Raw genomic sequence first — 17,707 nt, 5'->3', positions numbered from 1 at the left:
GTGAAAAAATGAAAAAGGGGCAGACTTCACAGTCCGCCCCTTTGGTTTGAATACACCTGTTCAATCTCCCGTAAGAGCAATCCGCAGCCATGAGCAAACCGCGCATCACCCGCCAAAGCGTCACTGAAGTGATTCCAAGTGATAGCGCCTTTTCAGAAAAGTATCTGCAACAAACCATCGAGCTAAAAAACATCGCGGCTCGCCGCCAAGCAATCCAAGAAGGCATCATCGACGCCGATGCTGGCAAGCTGACCTGCCTGGCCACCGTAAAAGCCAAATGGCTTTCACGGTAACCATCCTCGGTCAAAACCGCGAAACACTCCTCATCGCATCCACCAGATACCGCATCGCAATCTGGTCGCTTTCCGACAGCTCCCGATAGCGCTCCAACAACTTCATCTCGTCCGAACTGACCCGACGCCTTCGGCGCACAGTGGTCAAGCAAGGAAGGATTCCCAGCAACTGAGTGATGCCTTGTACTTTCGTCATGGACGATGTCCTTCTATAAGCCCGAGAAAACTTCAAAAACCGCATCGCCCTCTCCTTTTTGTCAGTCGCCGGCCTGAAGGGCAGAAACCGGTCATGACCACAGAATAGAAACTATCCGGGCGCTGAAAAGCGGTTTTTAGAGTAATTAGTCAAAAAAAGCAGAAATGCCCTATAAATCAGAAAGTACTGTCGGAAAACTTAACCGACATTTCTTGTTTCATTGCCGCGAAGCCAAAGTGCTACCCATCATTTTTTCTACACAACCGAACGGTTTAAGCTATTTGTTATCTGTTTAATGTCCGTTGCGTTTGGCCGAAGGCATGTCCGAACCTTTATTTTTGATCCAGCACGTGCCAGGAACGGCGCGGGATTGTTCACGACAGGTTGAACTTATGCACCGCAGGAATTTGCTCAAAGCGTCCATGGCCATCGCTGCCTACACCGGATTATCAGCCACCGGCCTGCTGGCTTCGCGGGCCTGGGCCGGTACCGGCGCGGCGGATGGCGAGGCTCAGGCGTTCGACTTCGAGGCGCTGAAGATCCAGGCCAAGCAGCTCGCCGGCAATCGCTATCAGGACACCAAGCAGGTGTTGCCGCCGACCCTGGCGACCATGACGCCGCAGAACTTCAACGCGATCCGCTACGACGGCAACCACTCGCTGTGGAATGACCTCAACGGTCAGCTGGATGTGCAGTTCTTCCACGTCGGCATGGGTTTCAAGCAGCCGGTGCGCATGTACAGCGTCGACCCCAAGACGCGTCAGGCGCGGGAGGTGCATTTCCGCCCGTCCCTGTTCAACTATGAAAAAACCACGGTCGACACCAAACAGCTCACGGGCGACCTGGGGTTTTCCGGGTTCAAGCTGTTCAAGGCCCCGGAGCTGGACCAGCACGACGTGTTGTCCTTCCTCGGCGCCAGCTATTTCCGTGCGGTCGATGCCTCGGGCCAGTACGGGCTGTCGGCACGCGGTCTGGCGATCGATACCTATGCCAAGAAGCGTGAAGAATTCCCGGACTTCACCAAGTTCTGGTTCGAGACCCCAGACAAGGACAGCACCCGCTTCGTGGTCTACGCCCTGCTGGATTCACCGAGCGCCACCGGCGCTTACCGTTTCGACATCGACTGTCAGGCCAGCCAGGTCGTCATGGGCATCGATGCCCACATCAATGCGCGCACCGCCATCGAACAACTGGGCATCGCGCCGATGACCAGCATGTTCAGCTGCGGCACCCATGAACGGCGCATGTGCGACACGATTCACCCGCAAATCCACGACTCGGATCGCCTGGCCATGTGGCGCGGCAACGGCGAGTGGATCTGCCGCCCGCTGAATAACCCGGCCACCCTGCAATTCAACGCCTTCGCCGACACCGATCCGAAAGGTTTCGGCCTGGTGCAGACCGATCACGAGTTCGACAGCTATCAAGACACCGTCGACTGGTACAGCAAGCGTCCGAGCCTGTGGGTAGAACCTACGACCGCGTGGGGCGAAGGCTCTATCGATCTGCTGGAAATTCCTACGACCGGCGAAACCCTGGATAACATCGTCGCGTTCTGGACCCCGAAGAAACCGGTCGCAGCCGGCGACTCCCTGAACTACGGCTACAAGCTGTACTGGAGCGCACTGCCACCGGTCGGTACGCCGTTGGCGCGAGTCAACGCCACTCGTTCGGGCATGGGCGGCTTCATCGAAGGCTGGGCGCCGGGCGAGCATTACCCGGAAGTCTGGGCGCGACGGTTTGCCGTGGACTTCACGGGCGGCGGTCTGGACCGCTTGCCGGAAGGTGCGGGGATCGAGCCGGTAGTCACGTGCTCGAATGGGCAAGTGAAGGATTTCAACGTGCTGGTACTGGATGACATCAAGGGTTACCGCATTACCTTTGACTGGTACCCGACCAATGACAGCGTGGCGCCGGTGGAGCTGCGGTTGTTCATTCGCACCAATGACCGGACGTTGAGTGAGACCTGGTTGTATCAGTACTTCCCGCCTGCACCGGATAAGCGTAAGTACACCTGAGAGTAATTGGGTGTCTTGGCTGGCCCCATCGTCGGAACGCCGCCCGGAGCAAGCTCGCTCCCACAGGTGATCTTTGTTGGATACAAAATTTATGTCTAATGGAGGTCCAATGTGGGAGCGAGCTTGCTCGCGATGGCAGCAGCACAAGCGCTGAATATCCATCAGACAAACCAAAGCCCCGATCACAACGATCGGGGCTTTGGTTTTACAGCATCAATCAATCACGCAAATCCGACTCATGAATCGGCTGTTCACGATGGGTGGCCCGCTGATACTGCGCCGGCCAGATGGCTTTGCGTCCCCCCAGGTCATCATCGGCATGCAGCGGCCAGTACGGATCACGCAGCAGCTCACGGGCGAGAAAGATGATGTCGGCCTGGCAGGTGCGCAGAATGTGCTCGGCCTGCGCCGGCTCGGTGATCATTCCTACCGTGCCGGTGGCAATGCCTGACTCTTTGCGCACACGTTCAGCGAAGCGGGTCTGATACCCGGGACCTGTAGGAATCTCGGCGTTGGCCGCTGTACCGCCCGACGACACGTCAATCAGGTCTACGCCCAACGCTTTCAGGCGTCGCGCCAGCTCCACGGTTTCATCGGGGTTCCAGCCGTCTTCCACCCAATCGGTGGCCGACACCCGCACGAACAGCGGTAGCTCTTCAGGCCACACCGCACGCACCGCTTCGGTGACTTGCAGCACCAGCCGGATTCGGTTCTCGAACGAACCACCATATTGATCGCGCCGCTGATTGCTCAGGGGCGAAAGAAACTGATGCAACAGGTAACCGTGGGCGGCGTGTATTTCCACCACTTTGAAACCGGCGGTCAGTGCTCGCTGGGCCGAAGCGACAAAGGCCTGAATGACCTCAGCGATCTCGCTTTCATCAAGCGGCTTGGGATGTGTGTGCTGCGGGTCGAAAGCAATCGACGATGGGCCCACCGGGATCCAGCCACCGTCTTCGGGTTTGACGCTGCCATGTTTGCCGATCCACGGCCGATGGGTGCTGGCCTTGCGCCCGGCGTGAGCCAACTGAATGCCGGCCACAGCGCCTTGCGCCGCAATGAAGCGAGTGATGCGTTGCAACGGTTCGATCTGTTCATCGTTCCACAGGCCGAGGTCCTCGGCGGTGATGCGCCCGTCGGCCGTGACCGCCGTGGCTTCGGTAAACACCAGGCCGGCCCCGCCGACAGCGCGGCTGCCAAGGTGGACCAGGTGCCAGTCATTGGCCAGTCCATCAACGCTGGAGTACTGGCACATCGGCGACACCGCAATGCGGTTGAGCAGGGTCAATTGGCGAAGGGTATAGGGTTCAAGCAGCAGACTCATGGGGCACCTCTCGAATCAGTGGGCAGGCTCCAGGGTTCTGTTTGAAAGTCGACGAGTGACAGGAAAAAGGTGCAGCACCCGCCCCCGCGGGCAAAAAATTCGACAAGACGTCACAAGGATAATCAAGCAGTGCTTAGAGACTAGTCGACATCGCGGGATGAGGGAGGGTTCAGATGGATTGGGTGCCAGAAGATCGCTTCAACGCGGTTCGATGTGGGCAATCATCAACTGCACCGTCTCGTTGCCACGGAACTCGTTGAGGTCGAGTTTATAGGCCAATTCCACCCACTTGATGGTCGGATTCGGCCAGATGTCGCGGTCGATTCCGAAGGCAATGCCATCCAGCTTCACCGAACCACATTCACTCTTCAGCACCACTTTGAGGTGCCGCTCGCCGACCACCCGCTGCTCGACCAACTGGAACACGCCGTGGAACAACGGCTCCGGGAAGTGCTGCCCCCAAGGACCGGCATGGCGCAGGGCGCGGGCCAGTTCCAGGTGGAATTCCTCGACCGCCAGCGTGCCGTCCGACAGCAATCGTCCGGTCAGGTCTTCTTCGCGTAATTGCCTACGCACTTCCGCGTCAAAGGCTTCGGCGAACAACGGAAAATTCGCTTCCGGCAGCGTCAAACCGGCGGCCATGGCATGGCCGCCGTATTTGCTGATCAGGTTCGGATGCTGCGCCGCCACCACGCTCAACGCGTCGCGAATATGAAACCCCTGAACCGAACGCCCCGAGCCCTTGAGCAAGCCATCGCCGGCATCGGCAAAGGCAATGGTCGGACGGAAATAGCGCTCTTTCATACGCGACGCGAGGATGCCGATGACACCCTGGTGCCACTCGGGATCGAACAGGCACAAGCCGAACGGCATCGACTCGACCGGCAAATCCTTCAGTTGAGCCAGCGCTTCACGCTGCATGCCCTGCTCGATGGATTTGCGGTCCTGGTTCATGCCGTCGAGTTGAGCGGCCATTTCACGCGCCAGACCGGCGTCTTCGGTGAGCAGGCATTCGATGCCCAGGCTCATGTCATCCAGACGCCCCGCCGCGTTCAGACGCGGGCCAACAATGAAACCCAGGTCGGTAGAGGTGATACGTGTGTGGTCACGCTTGGCGACTTCGAGGATTGCCTTGATCCCCGGCCGAGCACGCCCGGCGCGAATCCGCTCCAGGCCTTGGTGCACCAGAATCCGGTTGTTGGCATCCAGCGGTACCACGTCGGCGACGCTGCCCAGGGCCACCAAGTCCAGCAACTCACCGATGTTCGGCTGCGGCTTGCTCTCGTACCAGCCGAGGCTGCGCAAACGCGCACGCAGGGCCATCAGCACATAGAAAATCACCCCGACGCCGGCCAGCGCCTTGCTCGGAAAGTCGCAACCCGGCTGGTTCGGATTGACGATGGCATCGGCCAACGGCAACTCGTCACCGGGCAAGTGGTGGTCGGTGACCAGCACCTGGAGGCCGGCCTTTTTCGCTGCCGCCACGCCTTCAACGCTGGAGATACCGTTGTCCACAGTGATCAGCAACTGCGGTGTACGGGTCAGCGCCACTTCAACGATTTCCGGCGTCAGGCCGTAGCCGTACTCGAATCGGTTCGGCACCAAATAGTCGACGTGCGCCGCGCCCAGCAGGCGCAAGCCCAACATGCCCACGGTGCTGGCCGTCGCGCCATCGGCGTCGAAGTCACCGACGATCAGAATCCGCTGACGCTGCTCCAGCGCCGTCACCAGCAAATCCACCGCTGCATCGATGCCTTTGAGTTGCTGAAACGGGATCAACCGCGCCAGGCTCTTGTCCAGTTCAGCCTCGGACAGCACGCCCCGCGCCGCGTACAGACGGGTCAGCAGCGGCGGCAGATCACCGAGGAATGGCAGGGTGTCGGGCAACAGGCGAGGTTCGATGCGCATGGGGTGACAGGTGCTTCTCTTGAATACGTAGGATAAATACGGGTAACGCAGACCAGCAGCGAATAATCAGCCGCGTTCGCCGCTCAGCCACTGCAACTGGACTTCGTGCTGACCACGGTCGTCGGTGACGAAAATCGTCCCTTCGCTGATCATCACGTCCCACTTGATAACCCGGGGCATGTCTTTGGCCAGGGTTTCCAGCACTTCCTGCGGAACAGCCGCGATGTGCACGTTTTTCAGGTTCTTGATCGCCGGGATCACTTTGGTCTCCCAGACGCGCAGGCTGCCGTAAGCCAGCAGGCTGGTGCGTTCGGTGCGACGCGAGCACCACGTCAGGCGATCGGCGTCTGGCTGGCCGACTTCGATCCAGTGCAGGACACGGTCGTCCAGGCTCTTTTCCCACAGGGCAGGTTCGTCCACGTCTGACAGACCGCGACCAAACGACAACTGCTCGTTGTACCAGAAGGCGTAGGCCAGCAGCCGCACGGTCATGCGCTCTTCGGTCTCCGAAGGGTGACGGGCGATGGTCTGCTTCACGCTCTCGTACACGCTGCGATCGAGGTCGGTAAGGTTCAGTTCAAACTTGTAGGTCGTGGACGGCTGGGCCATGAACGGGCTTCTTGATACGGGGAAAGGCGGCAAGTCTAACCGATGCGGTAGGCAATCCACGAATTGAAGGCGATCAACCTTGGTCGTCTGACGTTCGGCTATGTTAAAACCCTGTATTCGCTCAACCTTTGTCCTACAGGATCCAGCATGCCGCTCACCGGAAAACCGCTCTCAGGTCTGAAAGTCATTGAATTGGGTACGCTGATTGCCGGGCCGTTTGCCTCGCGCATTTGCGGCGAGTTCGGTGCCGAGGTGATCAAAATCGAGTCCCCCGATGGCGGCGATCCGTTGCGTAAATGGCGAAAACTGTATGAAGGCACCTCGCTTTGGTGGTTCGTCCAGGCGCGCAACAAGAAGTCCCTGACCCTGAACCTCAAACACCCCGAGGGCCTGGCGATCCTGAAAAAACTGCTCAGCGAAGCGGACATTCTGATCGAGAATTTTCGCCCGGGCGTGTTGGAAAAACTCGGTCTGGGCTGGGATGTCTTGCACGCTCTGAACCCGAAACTGGTGATGGTGCGTCTCTCGGGTTTCGGTCAGACCGGACCGATGAAGGATCAGCCAGGCTTTGGCGCCGTCGGTGAATCCATGGGCGGCTTGCGCTACATCACCGGGTTCGAAGACCGGCCACCGGTGCGCACCGGAATTTCCATCGGCGACTCGATTGCTGCGTTGTGGGGTGTGATCGGTGCGCTGATGGCGTTGCGTCATCGCGAGGTCAACGGTGGCCTCGGCCAAGTGGTGGATGTGGCGCTGTATGAAGCGATCTTCGCCATGATGGAAAGCATGGTCCCAGAGTTCGACGTGTTCGGTTTCATCCGCGAACGCACCGGCAACATCATGCCGGGCATCACGCCCTCCTCGATCCACACCAGTGCCGACGGCAAACATGTGCAGATCGGCGCCAATGGCGACGCGATCTTCAAACGCTTCATGCTGATCATGGGTCGCGAGGACCTGGCCAATGACCCTGCGTTGGCGAGCAACGACGGACGCGATAGTCGTCGCGACGAGATTTATGGGGTGATTGATCGCTGGGTCAACTCGCTGCCGCTGGACACCATCATCGAGCAGTTGAATCAGGCCGACGTACCGGCCAGCCGGATCTTCAGCGCGGAAGACATGTTCAGTGATCCACAGTACCTGGCCCGGGAAATGTTCCTGAAGGCCAAGCTGCCAGACGGCAAAGATTTCAAGATGCCGGGAATCGTGCCGAAACTATCAGAGACACCCGGCACTTCGGAATGGGTCGGGCCGCAGTTGGGCGAACACAATGCGCAGGTACTCAACGATCTTGGTTACGACAAGGAACAGATCGCAAAGCTGCGTGAAGGCGGGGCCATCTAAGCTGGAACGCCTGCTTTCATCAGCACTCAACCACGTCCACGGCTGGCGGGCTTTGGTGACGCTCATCTTATTGTCGTGCCTTGGCGCTCCCGTATCGGCACAACCCAAAGAGACGCTGATCTGGCTGCTGCGCGATTTGCCGCCAACGATGATTCTCGAAGGTCCGAAAAAAGGACAGGGAATCATCGATCAAATGCTGCCGCTGTTGATCGCCGGCATGCCGCAATACCAGCACTCCCTGATGCGGGTCAACCGGGCCCGCGGCATGCAAATGCTCCACGAAGCGTCGTTTACGTGCGATCCCTCGCTGGTCTGGACCAAGGAGCGGGAACAGTGGATTACCTTCTCCATTCCGGCCTTCCGTGCCGTCAGCAATGGCCTGGTCGTCCGGCAGGAAGATCGAGCGGTGCTGGAACCGTTTCTGGTCGACGGTGAAGTCGATCTGGCGGCAATGCTGGCCAGTGGTCGAAAGAAGGTCGGTGTGGTGGCAGAGCGCAGTTATGGCCAATTCCTCGACACACTGCTGAAACAGGCACTGCCCGACGCGCTGACACGTCACTACGGCAACGACGCCCTCGGCAGTCTGTTACAGATGCAGCGTCTGGGTCGGTTGCAGGTAGTTTTGGGTTACTGGCCGGAAATTCGCTATAAAGCCAATCAGGCACAGATTGCCGACGACCAATTGGAGTTCTATCCGGTCAGGGGCACGGGTAAATACCTGTCCGGGCACATCGGCTGCTCCAATACACCTCAAGGCCTAAAGGCGATCAATGAGATCAACCAACTGTTACGCACCCTGCCGCATGATCGACTGGATCAGCAGTACGCTGACTGGCTGGATCCGGAAAGGCGCAGCGACTACCTGAAAGAAACCAAAGCGTTTTTCGAGCATCAGGCCGAGCAATGACAAATCGCAGGCAAAAAGAAACCCCGAGAAGTGGGGAGACGACTCGGGGTTAAACGTGGCCTACATAAAGACCAGTAACAGCAGGCTACAAGCACCGGAGCACAATGCTTGATCCTGCTGTTACAAGGTCTGACTGACCTAAGCGCAGGAAGGTTCCCACAAAAAACAATTCAATTTCGGTTGGCCAGGATTTTATCCTGAGCAGCATTACGTAACGCCGCGATGACACAGGGCTCCAGCCGACCTTCGGCGATCAGCACGTCGCGATGCAATCCGTCGACCACATCCGTCAGCATACGTTTGCTGGTCAACTGGGCCTGATTGAACGCCCGCTCGACCACGATAGCGCCGGTCGCATTTTTCAGGGTCACCAGGCATTCGCCATGGGTCCCCGACGGGGTCAACGTTACCTGATACGGGCTCAGAGCTTCACCGAGCAATAGACTGATACTTTCCATCTCGATCACCACTCAATAGTCCGAAAACAAAGTGCCTGGGGCGTACCTACAGTAAATGACCACTGGTTCGAGAAGAAAGTTCTGGATACCGACTGCTGGTGAACCTGCGCCTCTGGTCAATAGAGCATGCACGGCCAAGATGACAGATAAAAAACAGCCGCGTCATGCCTGCTGCTTGCGCTTGCCGATATCGGTCCATCCACCCAGCAGGCCCCGCAACTGTCCGTCGGCACCGTAAAAAGGCACCGTCCACTGATAGACATGCCTGACGCCGTTCTTGAACCTCAATTGACGCTCACTGAAGCGCGTCTTGCGCGTACCGAGCTGGGCCATGAACTCTGCATGCAGCAGTTCGGCAGTCTCTTTGGGCAAGACGTCCAGTTCAATCAGCTGTCGTCCCTGAACCTGGTCGAAACGGGTCGACAAGCCCTCCTCATAACTTTTGTTGCACATGATCAAACGCCCTTCCAGATCACGAACAAACATCGGATCGGGCATGGCGTCCATCAACGCATGCTGGAAGGCAAGCTGATCACTCAGACTCTTCTCGGCATCCAGGCGCTGCTGGATCAAAACCGTGAGCCGTCGGTTCCAGAGCAGGGACAACAGGCCGAACAGACTGACGATAAACATTCCCCAGCAGCCCCACTCGGCGAGTCGTTGCCAGGCACCGGGCACCTTGACCGGGGCAATCCCATTGAGCCATTTCAGGCGAATGGCGCGCAATTCAGCAGGATCAAGCGCCTCAAGCGCCTTGTTGAGGATGCTCGACAACTGAGGCTGACCTTTGCGTACGGCCAGGTGGTCCGCCTCCCATTTGCCCTCCACCGTATACCCGACCTTGAGCTGTCCGGACGGATAGAGTTGTGCTCCGGTTTCGTTTTCGATGGTGGCATAGGCCTCACCGCTCTCGACCAGCGCCCGGGCCTCCGCGTAGGTTTTAACCGAGCGTAGCTCGATGTCCGGATGGTCGCGGCGAATCGTGGCCTCCAGCGCATGCCGGGTCGGCAACACCAGAACCCGTCCCGACAACTGCTCCAGGGATTGCACCTCTGGCGCCCCGGCCCGCCCGACGAACACCCAGCCAGCGCCACCGAACGCATGACTGAAATCCAGAAACGTCTTGCGTTCGTCATTCATCGCCAGCGTCGTGCTCATGTCCGCTGCGCCACTTTCCAGTCGCCCGAGCAACTGATCGGTGGAAAACGATTCTTCGTGAACAAACTGCAATCCCGTCATCGCGCTGATGCGGTTGAGCAGATCATTGTTCAAGCCGTTCCATTGGCCGTGCTCATCCTTGAACAGGTACAGCGGGTATTGCACCGATGCGACGATGACTTTCGAATGCTCGGCAATCCATTTCAACTCCTGAGCATCCAGCTCGATCTTTAGCCCAGCAACCGATCCTTTGGAATCGGTCGCCGCCAATTGCGACGCGTTCCCCCATGGAGCAAAGCCCAGGGTGCCGACTAAAAAAAACATCCAGCACGCGGCTGGTTTTAACCCTCTGAAAAACAGCATTGCCACTTCCTTCGTGATCAACTCGCCCGTCCTTCAAGGGGCGAAAACCCAACAAGTGTGACATGCAGAAATGAGAAAGCCCGTCAGGAGACGGGCTTCAAAATGTGACAGTTTTAATTGGTTACAGAGGCTTGCCGCGGTTGCCATGCTTGCTGACAAAGGCCTGCACGGCTTTCAGGTCATTTGGCAGCACGGTGCAGCGCTCATCTCGCTCAAACAAATCAGAAAGATGTGCAGGTAGTTCGAGCGCTTTTCCTACGCCTGCTTTTTCCACTGCGTCCGGGAATTTGACCGGATGTGCGGTACCGAGGATCACCATCGGAATGTCCAGGCTGCGACGGCACTCGCGCGCCGCCTTCACGCCGATGGCGGTGTGCGGATCCAGCAGTTCGCCGGTCTGCTCAAAAACTTCGGCAATGGTTTCGCAAGTTTGAGCGTCATCCACGGCCAGCGAATCGAACAGCTTGCGGGCTTCGGTCCAGCGTTCCTGTTCGACGCTGAAACCGCCACCTTGCTTGAAGGTGTCCATCAAGCCGGCAATCGCTGCGCCGTTGCGACCGTGCAGGTCGAACAGCAGGCGTTCGAAGTTCGACGACACCATGATGTCCATCGACGGCGACAGCGTGGCGTGCAGGGTGTCCTTGACGTACTGATTGCCGCTCATGAAGCGGTGCAGGATGTCGTTGCGGTTGGTGGCGACGATCAACTGGTTGATCGGCAGGCCCATGTTGCGCGCCAGGTAACCGGCGAAAATGTCGCCAAAGTTGCCGGTCGGCACCGAGAACGACACCGAACGCGCCGGGCCACCCAACTGCAGGGCTGCATGGAAGTAGTAAACGATCTGGGCCATGATCCGCGCCCAGTTGATCGAGTTCACCGCTACCAGGCGCGTGCCTTTGAGGAAGCTCTGGTCGGCGAAGCTGGCCTTGACCATTTCCTGGCAGTCATCGAAGTTGCCTTCGATGGCGATGTTATGGATGTTCTCGCCGAAAATGGTGGTCATCTGGCGACGCTGCACTTCGGACACGCGGTTGTGCGGGTGCAGGATGAAGATGTCGACGTTATCGCAGTGCTTGCAGCCTTCGATGGCGGCCGAACCGGTGTCGCCGGAGGTGGCGCCGACAATCACTACGCGCTCACCACGTTTTTCCAGCACGTAGTCGAGCAGACGACCCAGTAGCTGCAAAGCGAAGTCTTTGAACGCGAGGGTCGGGCCGTGGAACAGCTCCAGCACCCATTCGTTGCCGTTCAGCTGACGCAATGGCGCCACGGCGTTGTGGGAAAACACGCCGTAAGTCTCTTCCAGAATCTTTTTGAAATCGGCATCAGGGATGCTGCCGGTGACGAACGGGCGCATCACCCGGAAGGCCAGCTCGTGATACGGCAGGCCGGCCCAGGAAGCGATTTCTTCCTGGGTGAAACGTGGCAGGTTTTCCGGGACGTACAGACCACCGTCCGTGGCCAGACCGGCCAGCAGGACGTCTTCGAAATTCAGGGCCGGTGCCTGGCCGCGGGTACTGATATAACGCATGACTGGCTCCAATAGACAGTGTTCGCAAACCCGGGCCCGCAGGCGGGCCCGGTGAACGATAACGGCTTAGTTCAGGTGCTCGACGCGGATCCGTACGACCGGACCGACCACGCCCGCCAATGCTTCGAGGGCGGCGATCGCGTCGTTCATGTGCTGTTCCAGCACGCGGTGAGTCAGCAGGATCATCGGCACCAGGCCGTCGTGTTCTTCGACTTCCTTCTGCATGATCGATTCGATGTTGATGCCGCGCTCCGACAGGATGCTCGCCACCTGCGCCAACACGCCCGGATGGTCCTTGGCCTGGATGCGCAGGTAATAGGAGCTTTCGCAGGCCTCGATCGGCAGGATCGGGTGCGCCGACAGCGAATCCGGCTGGAAGGCCAGGTGCGGTACGCGGTTTTCCGGGTCGGAAGTCATGGCGCGAACCACGTCCACCAGGTCGGCGATCACCGACGAAGCGGTCGGCTCCATGCCAGCGCCAGCGCCGTAGAACAGGGTCGAACCGGCGGCATCACCGTTGACCATCACCGCGTTCATCACGCCGTTGACGTTGGCGATCAGGCGATCGGCTGGAATCAGCGTCGGGTGCACGCGCAGTTCGATGCCGGCCGCGGTGCTGCGCGCCACGCCCAGGTGCTTGATGCGATAGCCCAGCGCTTCGGCGTAGTTCACGTCAGCGGTGGTCAGCTTGGTGATGCCTTCGGTGTAGGCCTTGTCGAACTGCAGCGGAATGCCAAACGCGATCGACGCCAGGATCGTCAGCTTGTGGGCCGCGTCGATGCCTTCAACGTCGAAGGTCGGATCGGCTTCGGCGTAACCCAGGGCTTGCGCCTCGGCGAGTACGTCTTCGAAGGTGCGGCCCTTCTCACGCATTTCGGTGAGGATGAAGTTACCGGTGCCGTTGATGATGCCGGCGACCCAGTTGATGCGGTTGGCCGACAGGCCTTCACGGATCGCCTTGATCACCGGAATGCCACCGGCCACGGCGGCTTCGAACGCCACAATCACGCCCTTCTCCCGGGCCTTGGCGAAAATTTCATTACCGTGAACGGCGATCAACGCCTTGTTCGCGGTCACAACATGTTTTCCGTTCTCGATCGCTTTGAGTACCAGCTCGCGGGCAACGGTGTAGCCGCCCATCAGCTCTATGACGATGTCGATCTCAGGGTTCGTGGCCACTTCGAAGACATCGTTGGTAATCGCAATACCGGTCGTCTGGAACTGAGGCTTTGGCGTGCGCATGGCAATTTGTGCCACTTCGATTCCACGCCCGGCACGACGAGCAATTTCCTCGGCGTTACGCTGAAGTACGTTGAAGGTACCGCCACCGACGGTCCCTAACCCACAGATGCCTACTTTGACCGGTTTCACTGTGAACTCCCCATAAAACGGCCGACTCAAGGCCGGCCGTGAAAACAACCGCATGCTCGCGGTTCTCTATTAATGGCTCGGCGAATGCTGCCGCCGAACCATGATCGTCAATGGCTGACCGTGACGATGCGAATTTACTTCGCGCCCAGTGCCAGTTTGGCGACTTGTGGCGCAGGCTGGTAGCCCGGAATGACTTGGCCGTCGGCCAAAACGATGGCCGGTGTACCGTTCACGCCGATCGACTGACCGAGGGCGAACTGCTTGGAAACCGGGTTATCGCACTTGGCGGCCTTGATTTCCTTGCCGTCGACCATCTTGTCCATGGCCGCTTTCTTGTCTTTCGAGCACCAGACCGCTTGCAGCTGTTCGTCACCCGGCGAGCCAAGGCCCTGGCGCGGGAACGCGACATAACGCACTTCGATGCCGCGCTTGTTCAGCTCAGGCACTTCGGCGTGCAGCTTGTGGCAGTACGGACAGGTGGTGTCGGTGAACACGGTGATGTGCGATTTGGTTTCGCCGATCGCCGGGTAGACCACGGTTTCAGCCACCGGAATTTCGTTGACCAGTTTGGAAACGCCCAGGCGTTCAGTCTTTTCGGTCAGGTTGACCGGCTTGCCGTCCTTGAGCTGGAACATGTAACCCTGAACGATGTACTGGCCATCGGCGCTGGCATAGAGCACGCGACTGCCCTTGAGTTTGACTTCGTACAGACCTGGCAGCGGGCTGGCGGTGATGGTTTCTACCGGCACCTCGAGCTGGAGGTTTTCCAGGCTTTTACGAATGGCTTTGTCGGCCGCGTCATCGGCGACGGCAAAGGTACTGACCAACGCAATGGCTGCGGCGGCGAAAATCTGGGTCAGACGCATGAGAACTCCTGAAGGCGGACAAATGGGACGATCAGAACGCCCGTGCCGAAACACCGGGTCATAAACGCCCATCGTGCAAACCGGCAAAGCCTACCACATAAGGCCCGTGTGGCCGAATGCGGGTGACGCGAGACATCGCGGGCGACACAAATCCATTGTGGGAGCGGTCAGCCACGCGGGTGGTGTTTGGCGTGCAGGTCCTGCAAGCGGGCGCGGGCGACGTGGGTGTAGATCTGCGTGGTCGACAGATCGCTGTGGCCAAGCAGCATTTGCACCACCCGCAAGTCCGCACCATGGTTGAGCAAGTGCGTGGCGAAGGCATGACGCAAGGTGTGCGGCGACAGCGACTTGCCGATCCCGGCAACCTTGGCCTGGTGCTTGATGCGATGCCAGAAGGTCTGCCGAGTCATCTGCTCGCCGCGCTGGCTGGGGAACATGACATCACTGGGACGCCCGCCAAGCAGCTCCTGGCGGCCATCGCGCAGGTAACGCTCGACCCAGACAATCGCCTCCTCGCCCATCGGCACCAGCCGCTCCTTGCTGCCCTTGCCCATCACTCGCAGCACGCCTTGGCGCAGATTGACCTGCTCCAGCGTCAGGCTGATCAGTTCCGTCACACGCAAGCCGCAGGCATAAAGCACTTCGAGCATGGCGCGGTCGCGCTGGCCGATGGCTTCGCTCAGGTCAGGCGCTTTTAACAAGGCCTCCACATCCGCTTCCGACAAGGACTTAGGCAATGGCCTACCCAGCTGCGGCATGTCGACACGCAAGGTCGGATCGACGGCAATCAGCTTTTCCCGCAGCAAATAGCGATAGAAGCCACGCACGCCGGAGAGAAATCGCGCCGTCGAGCGGGGTTTGTAGTTTTGCTCCAGACGCCAGGCCAAGTGATCGAGGATCAATTCGCGGCCGGCATTGATCAACTCCAGCCCTTTTTCCTGCAGCCAGCCGTTGAACAGGGCCAGGTCGCTGCGATAGGCATCGCGGGTGTTATCGGAAAGACCTTTCTCCAGCCACAGAGCGTCGAGGAATTGGTCTATCAGGGGATGATCGATGGCGGGCATAAAGGCTCAGGCAAGACCGACAGTACGGCCAGGAAAGATAAATCGCAGGCAACAAAAAAGCAGCCCGTAGGCTGCTTTTTTCTGCATCGGAAGCTGGACTTAAGCCAGTTTTTCCTTGATGCGAGCTGCTTTACCGGACAGGTCACGCAGGTAGTACAGCTTGGCTTTACGTACGTCACCGCGACGTTTAACGGCCATGCTGTCGATTTGCGGGCTGTAGGTCTGGAAAGTACGCTCTACGCCAACACCGTTGGAGATTTTACGAACGGTGAAAGCACTGTTTACGCCGCGGTTACGCTTGGCGATAACAACACCTTCGAACGCTTGCAGACGCGAACGGTCGCCTTCCTTCACTTTCACCTGAACGACAATAGTGTCGCCCGGGGCAAAGGTAGGGATCTCTTTGGTCATCTGCTCTGCTTCGAGTGCAAGGATGATTTTGTTAGTCATGCTGTGCTCCTAAGGTAAATCGTCGGATCTACCATCGATACGTTGTTAACTATCGTCCCGCTCGCGGATGTATTCCTCGAGCAGCTTCTTCTCTTCTCCAGAAAGCGAGCGGCTTTCCAGAAGATCGGCGCGTCGTTCAAAGGTCCTACCAAGGGACTGCTGTAAACGCCAACGCCGGATATGCGCGTGATTGCCACTTAGCAATACGTCGGGAACACGCTGATCCGCATACACCTCCGGTCGGGTGTAGTGCGGGCAATCCAGCAAACCATCCGTAAAGGAATCTTCCTCGGCGGAGTCCGCATGCCCTAAAGCTCCAGGCAGCAGTCGTGTAACCGCATCGATCAGGACCATCGCCGGCAGCTCGCCGCCAGACAGTACATAGTCGCCAATCGACCACTCTTCATCGACATGAGCCTCTATAAAACGCTCGTCAATGCCTTCATAGCGGCCGGCAATCAGGATCAATGCATCCAGATTCGCCAACTCGCGTACCGCCGACTGAGTCAGTTGACGGCCTTGGGGGGACAGGTAAATTACCTTCGCCGCCTCCCCGGCTGCTGCCTTGGCCTGAACCAACGCATCTTCCAGGGGCTTGATCTTCATCACCATGCCCGGACCACCGCCAAATGGGCGATCGTCCACAGTGTGATGTCGATCCGTCGTGTAGTCTCGCGGATTCCAACAGGTGAGCTGCAAGAGCCCCTGTTTCACCGCACGACTGGTGATGCCGTACTCGCTGATGGCGGAGAACATCTCGGGAAACAAACTGATCACTTCTACGCGCAAGTTAGCCACGCTTAGAAGTCCGCATCCCATTCCACCTTCATCTCGCCTGCGGCAAGGTCGACGGCCAACACGCATTGCTCCGTATAGGGCAACAGGCGTTCGCGATCATCCAGGCTGCCAGCGCAAGGCTTGACCACCATTACATCATTGGCGCCGGTTTCCAGAAGATGATCGATTTTCCCGAGCAATTGCCCGAGTTGATCAATGACCTTCAGACCTTCCAGCTGGTACCAGTAGTACTCGCCGTCGGTCAATTCAGGGAACAGGTTGCGCGGCACGCAGATCTCATAACCGGCCAGAAGACGCGCTTCTTCACGATCATCAAGACCCTTGAGCTTTGCGACCAGGAACTTGTCGTTCCCGCGTCCGCTGACCAGCTCAACCTGTTTCACACTACCTTCGCGCTTGAGCGTCCAGGTTTTGTACTGCAACAGGTTTTCAGTCGGATCAGTAAAGGAATACACCTTCACTTCGCCGCGAACGCCATGAACCGAATAAATTTTGCCGATAACGATCAAATCATCAGCAACAGCTGGCGTCGCGTTCATATTGCTCAGGCCGCAGCCTTAGCCGCGTCCTTCAACAACTGAGCAACACGCTCAGAAGGTTGTGCACCAACGCTCAGCCAGTAGGCTACGCGCTCTTGGTTCACGGACAGACGGACTTCTTGACCACGAGCAACAGGGTTGAAGAAACCAACCTGTTCCTTGTGCGAACCGTCGCGCGGGTTGCGGCTGTCGGTTACGGTCAAGTGGTAAAACGGGCGCTTTTTGGAGCCGCCAAGGGCAAGACGGATTGTTAGCATGTGAACATCGTTCCTGTAGTCGGTGCTGCAAATCTAAAGGCACAGCGGGCATAGGTGCCCGAAAGGCCGCATATTCTAAGGAATATCCGGACTTTTGCAAATGTCTTTTTCCGGCTGCCTATCGGCCGCCATCAAGATTTGCTATAGAGCCGTCGTTGAAAACGGCCAGTCAGCTCCCGCCAAGTGCGGGTTTGCTGGAGATCCCACGTCCATGTGGGGCTGCGTCGACATCGCTGCCGACGCGGATTCT

Annotated in this window: 18 protein-coding genes; 4 read left to right on the top strand and 14 right to left on the bottom strand. The window is 58.5% G+C overall.

The genetic code is table 11. The features are described from left to right. Positions 1-89: 89 nt before the first annotated feature. A complete protein-coding gene (locus ACYZTZ_RS02600) occupies positions 90-293 on the top strand; it encodes a hypothetical protein (protein WP_461997127.1) in 204 nt (67 codons plus the stop codon). A 10-nt stretch (positions 294-303) separates the two neighbouring features. Here the strand turns inward: ACYZTZ_RS02600 and ACYZTZ_RS02595 are convergent, their stop codons facing one another. Beyond that, positions 304-489: a hypothetical protein gene (locus ACYZTZ_RS02595; protein ID WP_008151642.1), complete on the bottom strand. Its 186-nt coding sequence runs from the start codon at positions 487-489 to the stop codon at positions 304-306. A 392-nt stretch (positions 490-881) separates the two neighbouring features. Between ACYZTZ_RS02595 and ACYZTZ_RS02590 the strand changes: the two genes are divergently transcribed. Then, positions 882-2,507 carry a glucan biosynthesis protein D gene (locus ACYZTZ_RS02590; protein ID WP_008151641.1) on the top strand — a complete coding sequence of 542 codons (1,626 nt, stop codon included), beginning with the start codon at positions 882-884 and terminating at the stop codon, positions 2,505-2,507. Positions 2,508-2,724: 217 nt separating this feature from the next. Here ACYZTZ_RS02590 and ACYZTZ_RS02585 read toward each other — a convergent pair whose 3' ends face one another. The 3 genes from ACYZTZ_RS02585 to ACYZTZ_RS02575 all read right to left on the bottom strand — a co-directional run bounded on the left by ACYZTZ_RS02585 (position 2,725) and on the right by ACYZTZ_RS02575 (position 6,348). Beyond that, positions 2,725-3,831 (bottom strand): NADH:flavin oxidoreductase/NADH oxidase, encoded by a 1,107-nt coding sequence (locus ACYZTZ_RS02585; protein ID WP_461997126.1) that lies wholly within the window; start codon positions 3,829-3,831, stop codon positions 2,725-2,727. Positions 3,832-4,029: 198 nt separating this feature from the next. After that, positions 4,030-5,739: a single-stranded-DNA-specific exonuclease RecJ gene (gene recJ / locus ACYZTZ_RS02580; RefSeq protein WP_461997125.1), complete on the bottom strand. Its 1,710-nt coding sequence runs from the start codon at positions 5,737-5,739 to the stop codon at positions 4,030-4,032. A 66-nt stretch (positions 5,740-5,805) separates the two neighbouring features. Continuing rightward, positions 5,806-6,348, bottom strand: a complete 543-nt coding sequence (locus ACYZTZ_RS02575; protein ID WP_007897614.1) for a YaeQ family protein — start codon at positions 6,346-6,348, stop codon at positions 5,806-5,808. 147 nt (positions 6,349-6,495) lie between these two features. Here ACYZTZ_RS02575 and ACYZTZ_RS02570 point away from each other — a divergent pair, with 147 nt between their 5' ends. Next, a complete protein-coding gene (locus ACYZTZ_RS02570; RefSeq protein ID WP_461997124.1) occupies positions 6,496-7,695 on the top strand; it encodes a CaiB/BaiF CoA transferase family protein in 1,200 nt (399 codons plus the stop codon). Continuing rightward, positions 7,676-8,602 (top strand): TIGR02285 family protein, encoded by a 927-nt coding sequence (locus tag ACYZTZ_RS02565; protein ID WP_461997123.1) that lies wholly within the window; start codon positions 7,676-7,678, stop codon positions 8,600-8,602. The genes ACYZTZ_RS02570 and ACYZTZ_RS02565 overlap by 20 nt, the downstream gene beginning before the upstream one ends. Before the next feature lie 170 nt (positions 8,603-8,772). Here the strand turns inward: ACYZTZ_RS02565 and ACYZTZ_RS02560 are convergent, their stop codons facing one another. The 10 genes from ACYZTZ_RS02560 to rpsP form a co-directional block, all read right to left on the bottom strand. After that, on the bottom strand, positions 8,773-9,060 hold the full coding sequence (locus ACYZTZ_RS02560) for a DUF3509 domain-containing protein (RefSeq protein WP_461997122.1): 288 nt from the start codon (positions 9,058-9,060) through the stop codon (positions 8,773-8,775). Between the two features lie 162 nt (positions 9,061-9,222). Further along, positions 9,223-10,581, bottom strand: a complete 1,359-nt coding sequence (locus ACYZTZ_RS02555) for a transporter substrate-binding domain-containing protein (RefSeq protein WP_461997121.1) — start codon at positions 10,579-10,581, stop codon at positions 9,223-9,225. Between the two features lie 121 nt (positions 10,582-10,702). After that, positions 10,703-12,112, bottom strand: a complete 1,410-nt coding sequence (gene thrC, locus ACYZTZ_RS02550) for a threonine synthase (protein WP_461997120.1) — start codon at positions 12,110-12,112, stop codon at positions 10,703-10,705. A gap of 66 nt (positions 12,113-12,178) precedes the next feature. Further along, positions 12,179-13,483, bottom strand: coding sequence for a homoserine dehydrogenase (locus tag ACYZTZ_RS02545; RefSeq protein ID WP_046048339.1), 1,305 nt, complete (start codon positions 13,481-13,483; stop codon positions 12,179-12,181). A 134-nt stretch (positions 13,484-13,617) separates the two neighbouring features. Further along, positions 13,618-14,349, bottom strand: a complete 732-nt coding sequence (dsbC, locus tag ACYZTZ_RS02540; RefSeq protein ID WP_056743383.1) for a bifunctional protein-disulfide isomerase/oxidoreductase DsbC — start codon at positions 14,347-14,349, stop codon at positions 13,618-13,620. A gap of 167 nt (positions 14,350-14,516) precedes the next feature. Then, positions 14,517-15,413, bottom strand: a complete 897-nt coding sequence (xerD, locus tag ACYZTZ_RS02535) for a site-specific tyrosine recombinase XerD (protein WP_008151625.1) — start codon at positions 15,411-15,413, stop codon at positions 14,517-14,519. A 99-nt stretch (positions 15,414-15,512) separates the two neighbouring features. Next, positions 15,513-15,863 (bottom strand): 50S ribosomal protein L19, encoded by a 351-nt coding sequence (gene rplS / locus ACYZTZ_RS02530; RefSeq protein WP_003175895.1) that lies wholly within the window; start codon positions 15,861-15,863, stop codon positions 15,513-15,515. 45 nt (positions 15,864-15,908) lie between these two features. Next, complete coding sequence (gene trmD, locus ACYZTZ_RS02525) at positions 15,909-16,682, bottom strand: tRNA (guanosine(37)-N1)-methyltransferase TrmD (RefSeq protein ID WP_154503229.1); 774 nt, start codon at positions 16,680-16,682, stop codon at positions 15,909-15,911. After that, the gene (rimM, locus tag ACYZTZ_RS02520) at positions 16,664-17,200 is read right to left on the bottom strand and encodes a ribosome maturation factor RimM (protein WP_010565276.1); all 537 of its coding nucleotides are present in this window, start codon (positions 17,198-17,200) and stop codon (positions 16,664-16,666) included. The genes trmD and rimM overlap by 19 nt, the downstream gene beginning before the upstream one ends. A 5-nt stretch (positions 17,201-17,205) precedes the next feature. Then, on the bottom strand, positions 17,206-17,457 hold the full coding sequence (gene rpsP / locus ACYZTZ_RS02515) for a 30S ribosomal protein S16 (protein WP_007944872.1): 252 nt from the start codon (positions 17,455-17,457) through the stop codon (positions 17,206-17,208). Positions 17,458-17,707 lie beyond the last annotated feature (250 nt).

The sequence above is a fragment of the Pseudomonas sp. LB3P58 genome (genome assembly GCF_054897895.1).
This window is presented reverse-complemented; position numbering and strand designations above follow the sequence as displayed.